Here is a 7,510-nt window from a genome sequence, read left to right as displayed (position 1 = left end):
GGTGTGTCCCTTGCCCTTCAGCTGGCAACCCTCTTGGCTGTAACTGCTAAATAATTTAGTCTTCGTATTGTAAGAGAACATTTATAAAGTAAATCTTAAGTAGGGTGTGTTACCAGGGCAAACGCATCTTATTTACTAATAAAAACTAAGGGAGATTCCAAAATGACATAGATAATTGTAAAACTTGATAGAATGATAAATAAAATAAATCAAATATTTTTGAAAATGTAAATTGGCTTATCTTCAACTGAATGACTAATGATCAATACTAAAATAATTCAATTATGAGCTACATAAAAATATATTTACTTAGAGAATAAATAAAACTTTTATGTAAAGCATTCAACTGAAGTTTTGATGTACTATTTTAAGCTAGCGCTAAAATACTTAGTAAATATTTGTTATCCATCGCCGCGAGAAACTGTTTATTTTTGATTCCGCGTTTGACACGCTTCTCTTGAGTTAAAAGATTGACTGCGATATGTCTAAGAATAGCAAAATTCTGTGGAGCATTATCTTTTCTAATCCGACAGTCGTCTTCCCTCAAAGCGACATCCAATACCCAATGTAATGAATTCTCAACTCCCCAATGACTGCGAATAGAATTACCAAACTGTTCAGCATTATCTTCAAGGCTACTAATAAAATAACGAGTTTCAACTGTTGTTTTACCGTCTAGTAAACGGACAGATTCTACCATACCAACACTGTTAAAGTTTGACCAAACTGAATCTGGGTTAAGCCGAGACTGAATCTGAGATAACATCACATAGTGGCGGATTTCATGACGACCATGCCCAATTTCATCTGTTTTATATATACTATGTTGAATCCCCTCAAAATCTGTGCTTATCCCTGACTGGAATAATTTTTCAACTTCATCGTAAAGATTTCCTTGATTCTTTTTTAACGTAATTACATAATCTGCATCTTGCTGTGTAATTAATCTTACAATCTCTTTTTGGCAACCGATTGCGTCAATTGTGACAATACATCCAGACAGTTCTAAAACTTTTAATAGTTCGGCAATTGCTGTAATTTCATTTGATTTTTCATCAACTTTAACTTGTCCCAATACTAATTTACTTGTAGTTGCCCAGGCGCTTACTATTTGAATTGCACTTTGCTCATTACTTTTGTCGTAAGAACCACGTAAGGTTTTCCCGTCAATGGCGATAACTTCACCATTAGTTATCTTTTGTATTGATTTCATCCAATCAATAAAACATGACTCGAATTGTTGGGGATTTATCTGTGCAAAAACTCGCGCAAATGTATCGTGGGACAGAATGCCATTTGGTAATTCTAAAAATGTTTTTAAAAACGAGTATTTTGCACAACCATAAGTTTCTACTGCCACCCAGCCATCCGCCCCACAAATCACTGCTATTATTGCGATTGTCATAATATCAATTAAATTGTGCCGTTTAGTGCGATCTATTCGTGGATCTTGTATCACCGCAAAATGGTCAGCAATCGTGATTTTTGGTTTCAGCTTCATAGAAAGGAGAATCAGAATGAAATTCTTTTTTGGAGTTCCTGCAAGAATACCATGTTCCTTGACAGGCAGTCGTCCTGACTTTTCACGCCATCTGTAAAAGTCACTTTAATCAGTTAGCGATGGCGTAACCGCCCAACACGCTGGCGATCGCATAAATTGAGTTTTTCATTTGCCCTGATCTTCTCGTGATTCCTAGTCATTAATCTAAAACTATTGAGAATCAGACTGTGAGAAAACCTACGCTATTAAGTGGAGAACTGACCGTGAAAATTTAGGCAGCTGTCGGCTGCCTCTAACTCCCCCTCGCAATGATTATCATTTTCATGTTGAGTGAGATTTAATTTCCTCAAAGCCTTATGTAGTTTGAGTCTTGGTGTATTTCATCCTGATTCAGGCTCGTCAATATTTAGATGCGTTTGCCCTGGGTGTGTTACGACTTTGCTATCATGCACCACTATATAACCTGGTGCGTTAGGTGCTTATGTCATGTTTTTTGTGACAAATTTTATCGAAACTTGCGCGTAACACAACCCAGTTCCTACAAAGGAGGAAACCTCTGTAACGCACTGGCTCCCCTACAGGAATTTTATTTTTACTTTATAAATGGCCTCTAAATGGCTGCTTGGAAATATAGTTAGTGATTGCTGAAATCATGAGCCTTTTTATAGTATGACTCATAGTCCAAAATCGTCAAATGTAGAGTGAAAGAATTTCAGCCATATTTACACTGGTGAAGCATTAAAAAATCAACTATCCCAATTACAACAAGAATTGAGAGATAGTTCAGACACACAAGTGTAAGCTATACCTAAGCTAAAATATAATCCCTGCATTCTTAAATAGTGGCAGTTGAATCACTTGGGTTTGTTTAGCGTTATCAAGGTTAGACAGCGAAATTCCCAACAACCTAATACTGCGGTTTTCCAAATCAATTGACTCAAATAGTGCTTTGGCTATCTCAAAAATCGTAGAGAGTTCACTGATGGGAGCAAGCATTGTCTTACTGCGGGTTATCTGATGATAGTCAGAAAACTTGACTTTCAGAGTTAATGTGCGGCCTCGCGTTTCATGTTGCTCTAACCGTTGCTCCACTATCTGGGCAATCTGTTCAAGTTCCTGCAACATCTGACCTACATCGCTTAAATCCTGTGCAAATGAGGTTTCTGCACCAACGGACTTGCGAACTCGATTTGCTTCAACTGGGCGATCATCTTCTGCTCTGGCAATCTTATAGTAATAATTACCTGCTTTACCAAAATGGTGTGTTAACTCAGAAAGAGTTCGCTCTTTCAAATCTGCACCACTATGAATCCCTAGTGAATGCATCTTCGCCGCCGTGACCTCTCCAATCCCGTGAAACTTTTCAATCGGCAGTTGCTCTACAAAGGCGATCGCATCCTCCGGTAAAATAACCGTCAGTCCGTTGGGTTTATTTTGACCTGATGCCATTTTTGCAAGAAACTTGTTAATCGACACGCCCGCAGTTGCCGTTAACTGAGTTTCCTGGAAAATCGCAGTTTTGATATGTCTTGCGATCGTAGAAGCGTAGGGGATGTTTTGCCTATTCTCAGTCACATCCAGGTATGCTTCATCTAGCGATACCCCTTCCACTAAATCACTGTAGCGTTTAAAGATAGCGTGGATTGAAGTGGAAATCTCTCGGTAAACGTCGAATCTTGGTCTGACAAAGATAAGCCCAGGGCATTTTGCAAAAGCTGTTACTGACGGCATCGCAGAGTGAATACCGAATTTTCTGGCTTCATAACTAGCTGCTGCAACTACGCCTCGCTGATTGGGACTGCCACCGACTACTAACGGTTTACCTCGGTAGCTAGGGTTGTCCCTCTGTTCTACCGATGCATAAAATGCATCCATATCTACATGAATTATCTTTCTCACTTGAAAGCAGAGTGAAGCATTAGAAAGTTAGGCTAACTAGTGCTTAATAAAATACTATATTACTAGTTCTATAGTACATTAGCACTACTTGGTTAAAATACCATATCTGCATTATTCCCCAACGAAACTGCTACGGCGGGGTCAATTATCGGCTGTTCCGTACCTTTCAGTTTTGCAACTCAATTATTCATATCAGCACAAAGTATTTTAAAAGGAGCAAAAGTATGACTAATCTTGTTCAAAACTTAGAACAGTGTTGGTACATCTCCCCACCTTGGGGTCAACGAATCCCGCCGTTGCTAGTAAGCTTACTTGAACGGGTGTACGTCAAGAGAGTCAAAGCATTTGGTTACTGCTGTGGTGTCGAATGGTCGTCGCAAGGCTGGAAATACGAAATCAATACTTGCAATGACAATATTACTGTTTGGGGTAGTGAACTTATTGGTACAGGTAACTTGCGTTCGCTGCCCCAAGAAAAACCCGTTTTTCGTCTGGGTGAGTTAGTCGAGTTTCGGTTTCATGGCGATGGCCCACCGGTTCGTATTGTACAGGGCATTCAACTGATTAATGATTCTTGGTTCTACAGCATCGAGTGGATGTCCCCTGCTATATCAGAAAAAGGTGGCGAGGTTCTTACCTCTAAAGATTCCATCGCACGGGTGACTGACTATGACTTGGAGCGGGTGCGATTATGACAGTCTTCACCTCATATTATCGTGGCGAAATCGAGGCGAGGCCATCTCAATCTCGCTGTACCCTCCCAAAAATTGGAAAGGCAAACACCTGCCTTTGTTCGCGCCAACTCCAGAACTGCTCAAGTGTTGGAAGGCATCAGCCCAGGATACCGCCGCACAGGAAGAATACACCAGGGAGTTCAGGAAGACTCTGGATTCTCGCCAGCAACTAATTCAATTGTGGGTGAGAAAACAGAAAGAAAATCCGCAAGATATAACCCTATGCTGCTTTGAAAAGACTGGGGATTTCTGTCATCGATATCAAGTTGGTGAGGAGATACTGCAAGAGCTTTGGGGCGGGGAAGTTGGGGCTGATCAACTACAATTAACCCTTGTCCAAAATGGCTTGACAAACCATCCTACTACATATCCACCTTTGATATTGTCGCTGATCGAGAAATGTCACGCACTGGGTTATCCTGTGAAGTGCGTTCCCGCTTCGCGTTGCCGTAGGCATCGCTTGGAGTGTGGCTACTACCAAGTATCTCTGCATGGCGAGGATTTGGGGGACTGGTCGGAGCTTGGGGTGCTGGCGGTTCTGTCGGGGTTGCAGCAGGAGTTCTATCGGGGGCGGTTGGTGAGCTAGTCGTTATCCATTTTTCCAGACTGATTCGCTTCTTGTAGGGGTTTCAGCCCTGGCGTTATGCAACTTAAATGTCCGGCAGCCTATCGGGGTTGGCGAGTAATTAAACTTTGTAGAAAGAATAAATGAAAGCTCAATTACCATCTGTCACACTAATTATGTAGTATTGTGTAGCATAAGAGGTGCAGCTTACAGATATCTGTTGCTATAACTTATGAGTCAACAAACTTATTTCAAAGTTCCCTTTGTCTGGGAAGAGCCAAAACCGTTAATTGAAGTTCCAGCACGATTAGCTTTTAAGCGGGTTGAGGCAATGGGCGACAATTCATTAATCAGCGTTGTAATGCGTGTCATGGCTTCATCAACCGATGCCAGTCATCAACGGAAAATTTCAGCAACTTCCCCGTATCAAGAGATTGAGAAATATCTCAATTCGGCCAAAGATGGCTTCTGGTATCAAGATGACTGGTGGCAGTTTGGAATTAATCAAAATGGCGATGGCGACATTGTAGGGTTTGTGCTTCCAGTTATTTTTACAGGATGCGCCAAGGATGGCAAAGAGGAAGGAACTATCTACGATATTGGCGTACTTCCAGAGTACCGAGGACAGGGTTTTGCAAACGATCTTTTGTCACAAGGAACACGTACATTACAAGAAGTAGGCGTTTTCAGAGTGTTTTGTGATACTTGGGTGGGTAACGAGCGGATGATTTCTGCCTTCAAGCGAGTTGGTTATCGACAGTATGGTGAACCTTGTGAGCGTCCCATTTAAATCTGCTTTATCCCCAAAAATCTGAATTTTACCAAGTTGAATCGCTCACAGACCGGAGTTAGTAATTTATTTACATTTTTATCAACTATGCTCGGAGAAATCATGGAACAGACGCATGATCTGGGGCAGATTATCATCCTCAATGGTACTCCACGCTCAGGCAAGTCGAGTATTGCCACAGCCATTCAAGAATCATTTAATGGTCTATGGATGAACTTGGGGGTCGATGGGTTTATGCAGATGACTCCTGCAAGATTTTTGCCGGGAATTGGTCTGCGACCAGGGGGAGAACGCCAAGATATTGAACCTTTGATTCCCATTTTGTACAGTGCGATGTATGAATCTATTGCTGCTCACAGCCGTTTGGGGATCAATGTCGTTGTTGATGTCGGACATCATGACGCATACGCCATCAAGCGGGGTATTCTGGTCAATTGCGCTCGGCGTTTAGATGGATTACCCGTTTTGTTCGTGGGTGTTCGTTGCCCAATTGAGGTAATTATGGAAAGACGATGGAATACAGGCCAGAACATGGATACTGTTCTCGGCTCCCCAGTGCCACATCCGATTGAGTTATGGCAGAGCGAAGTTCACATCCCTGGTATTTATGACATGGAAGTTGATACCTCCTTATTCAGTTCGGCGGAATGTGTCGAAGTAATCCGCCAGCAGTTGGCAAATCTTCCTGTGCCATCGGCATTTCAACGGCTTGCTGCACTGTCTGCCAATTAAATCATCGTCACCTGTATAAATCGAGAAGTGCCACTCATCGGGTTTTCCTGTACAGTTCTTAGACGCTTTGCGGCTTGTCGGACACATCGCCTAGCTTGCGGCTACTACCGGGTATCTCTGCATGGCGAGGATTTGGGGCATTGGTCAAGTACAGTTCACAATTCGCAATACTTCGGCTGCGTTCAGTACAAGTTCGCAATTCGCAGTTACAAAAATCTGAATTGAGGATATGTTGAAATCGTGATTCTATCATAGCACTGTTAGAAATGTTAGATATATCTGGTTGCATCATCACCATTGATGCTTTTGCGTTCTCAAAAATTGATTGCCCAAAAAATCACCACAGCAAATGCTGATTATATTTTGAGCCTGAAAGATAATCACCTTACGCTACACCAACAAGTGAAAAATTGGTTTGACATAGCACAATCTCTAGGGTTTAAAGATGTTGATGTGAATCTGAGTCAACGACTAGAAAAAGGGCATCACCGCATCGAAAATCGTCAGATTTACACCGTGCCAGTGTCACAACTTCCTGCACTTCATGAACAAGATTTGTGGGCTGGTCTGACAACAGTAGTAATGGTAGTACGTTCGATTCAGCATTGGAATAAAACTACTCAAGAAGTTCAATTTTACATCTCTAGTCTCACCAGTGATGCTAACTTTCATTGGCAGCGTGATTCGACAGCATTGGGGGATTGAAAACTCTGTTCATTGGACATTAGATGTTAACTTCGGTGAAGATGAATTGGGATTCGTTCTCTACATAGTCTACAAAATTTTGCTTTACTGCGTCGCATTGCACTCAATGCCTTAGAACGAGAAACATCTTTTCGTCACAGTATTCGGCAAAAGTCACGCAGAGCAGCTATGAATGATCAGTACATGGTTTCTGTGTTGGCAGCGGCTCTCCCAAACTCAACACATGAGTTAAAATCCATCTGTCAATAGGGTTTGAGACGCGCTAACCCTGGCATAAAGCACAAGGTTCAATTTAGAAGAGGATTTAAAACCATACGTATTTAATTGGGCCCACCAAATTTTCAATTTGGTGGGGGTCTTAAACCGCAAGTTCGCTTTGGTCACAGGCAGAGAGCAAGCAGAAAGCAGTATTTCAACTGAGCCTTCTGCCTTCAGCATAGCTGCCTTTCTAAATAAATTGTTCTTAAAAGTGTATCCGCTCGGTAAATCGGGGTAGAAAGAAAAAATCAGAATGTAGATTGGTAGACACGGCGTTATAAAATATGATATATGACGCAAAAATCATCTGCTGGGAACTTAGTATC

General features: G+C 41.7%; 8 protein-coding genes. 5 read left to right on the top strand and 3 right to left on the bottom strand.

Annotated elements, in window-relative coordinates:
- Window positions 1-367: 367 nt before the first annotated feature.
- Window positions 368-1,501 (bottom strand): ISAs1 family transposase, encoded by a 1,134-nt coding sequence (locus H6G97_RS41015; protein WP_190946339.1) that lies wholly within the window; start codon window positions 1,499-1,501, stop codon window positions 368-370.
- Window positions 1,502-2,314: 813 nt separating this feature from the next.
- Complete coding sequence (gene dinB, locus H6G97_RS41010; protein WP_190946338.1) at window positions 2,315-3,400, bottom strand: DNA polymerase IV; 1,086 nt, start codon at window positions 3,398-3,400, stop codon at window positions 2,315-2,317.
- Window positions 3,401-3,624: 224 nt separating this feature from the next.
- Here dinB and H6G97_RS41005 point away from each other — a divergent pair, with 224 nt between their 5' ends.
- The 4 genes from H6G97_RS41005 (at window position 3,625) to H6G97_RS40990 (ending at window position 6,221) form a co-directional block, all read left to right on the top strand.
- Complete coding sequence (locus H6G97_RS41005) at window positions 3,625-4,095, top strand: DUF1392 family protein (RefSeq protein WP_190946337.1); 471 nt, start codon at window positions 3,625-3,627, stop codon at window positions 4,093-4,095.
- Complete coding sequence (locus H6G97_RS41000) at window positions 4,070-4,720, top strand: DUF488 family protein, N3 subclade (RefSeq protein ID WP_242055919.1); 651 nt, start codon at window positions 4,070-4,072, stop codon at window positions 4,718-4,720. The genes H6G97_RS41005 and H6G97_RS41000 overlap by 26 nt, the downstream gene beginning before the upstream one ends.
- Window positions 4,721-4,931: 211 nt before the next feature.
- A complete protein-coding gene (locus H6G97_RS40995) occupies window positions 4,932-5,489 on the top strand; it encodes a GNAT family N-acetyltransferase (protein ID WP_190946336.1) in 558 nt (185 codons plus the stop codon).
- A gap of 102 nt (window positions 5,490-5,591) precedes the next feature.
- Complete coding sequence (locus H6G97_RS40990; RefSeq protein WP_190946335.1) at window positions 5,592-6,221, top strand: chloramphenicol phosphotransferase CPT family protein; 630 nt, start codon at window positions 5,592-5,594, stop codon at window positions 6,219-6,221.
- 58 nt (window positions 6,222-6,279) lie between these two features.
- On the opposite strand, the gene H6G97_RS40985 is transcribed toward H6G97_RS40990, so the two are convergent.
- The gene (locus H6G97_RS40985; protein WP_190946340.1) at window positions 6,280-6,519 is read right to left on the bottom strand and encodes a hypothetical protein; all 240 of its coding nucleotides are present in this window, start codon (window positions 6,517-6,519) and stop codon (window positions 6,280-6,282) included.
- Between the two features lie 8 nt (window positions 6,520-6,527).
- Here H6G97_RS40985 and H6G97_RS53840 point away from each other — a divergent pair, with 8 nt between their 5' ends.
- The gene (locus tag H6G97_RS53840; protein ID WP_242055918.1) at window positions 6,528-6,926 is read left to right on the top strand and encodes an ISAs1 family transposase; all 399 of its coding nucleotides are present in this window, start codon (window positions 6,528-6,530) and stop codon (window positions 6,924-6,926) included.
- Window positions 6,927-7,510 lie beyond the last annotated feature (584 nt).

The sequence above is a fragment of the Nostoc flagelliforme FACHB-838 genome, from assembly GCF_014698065.1.
Classification (GTDB): domain Bacteria; phylum Cyanobacteriota; class Cyanobacteriia; order Cyanobacteriales; family Nostocaceae; genus Nostoc; species Nostoc flagelliforme_B.
The sequence above is the reverse complement of the archived record's forward strand: the minus strand, read 5'-3'. Positions and strand labels throughout refer to the sequence as shown.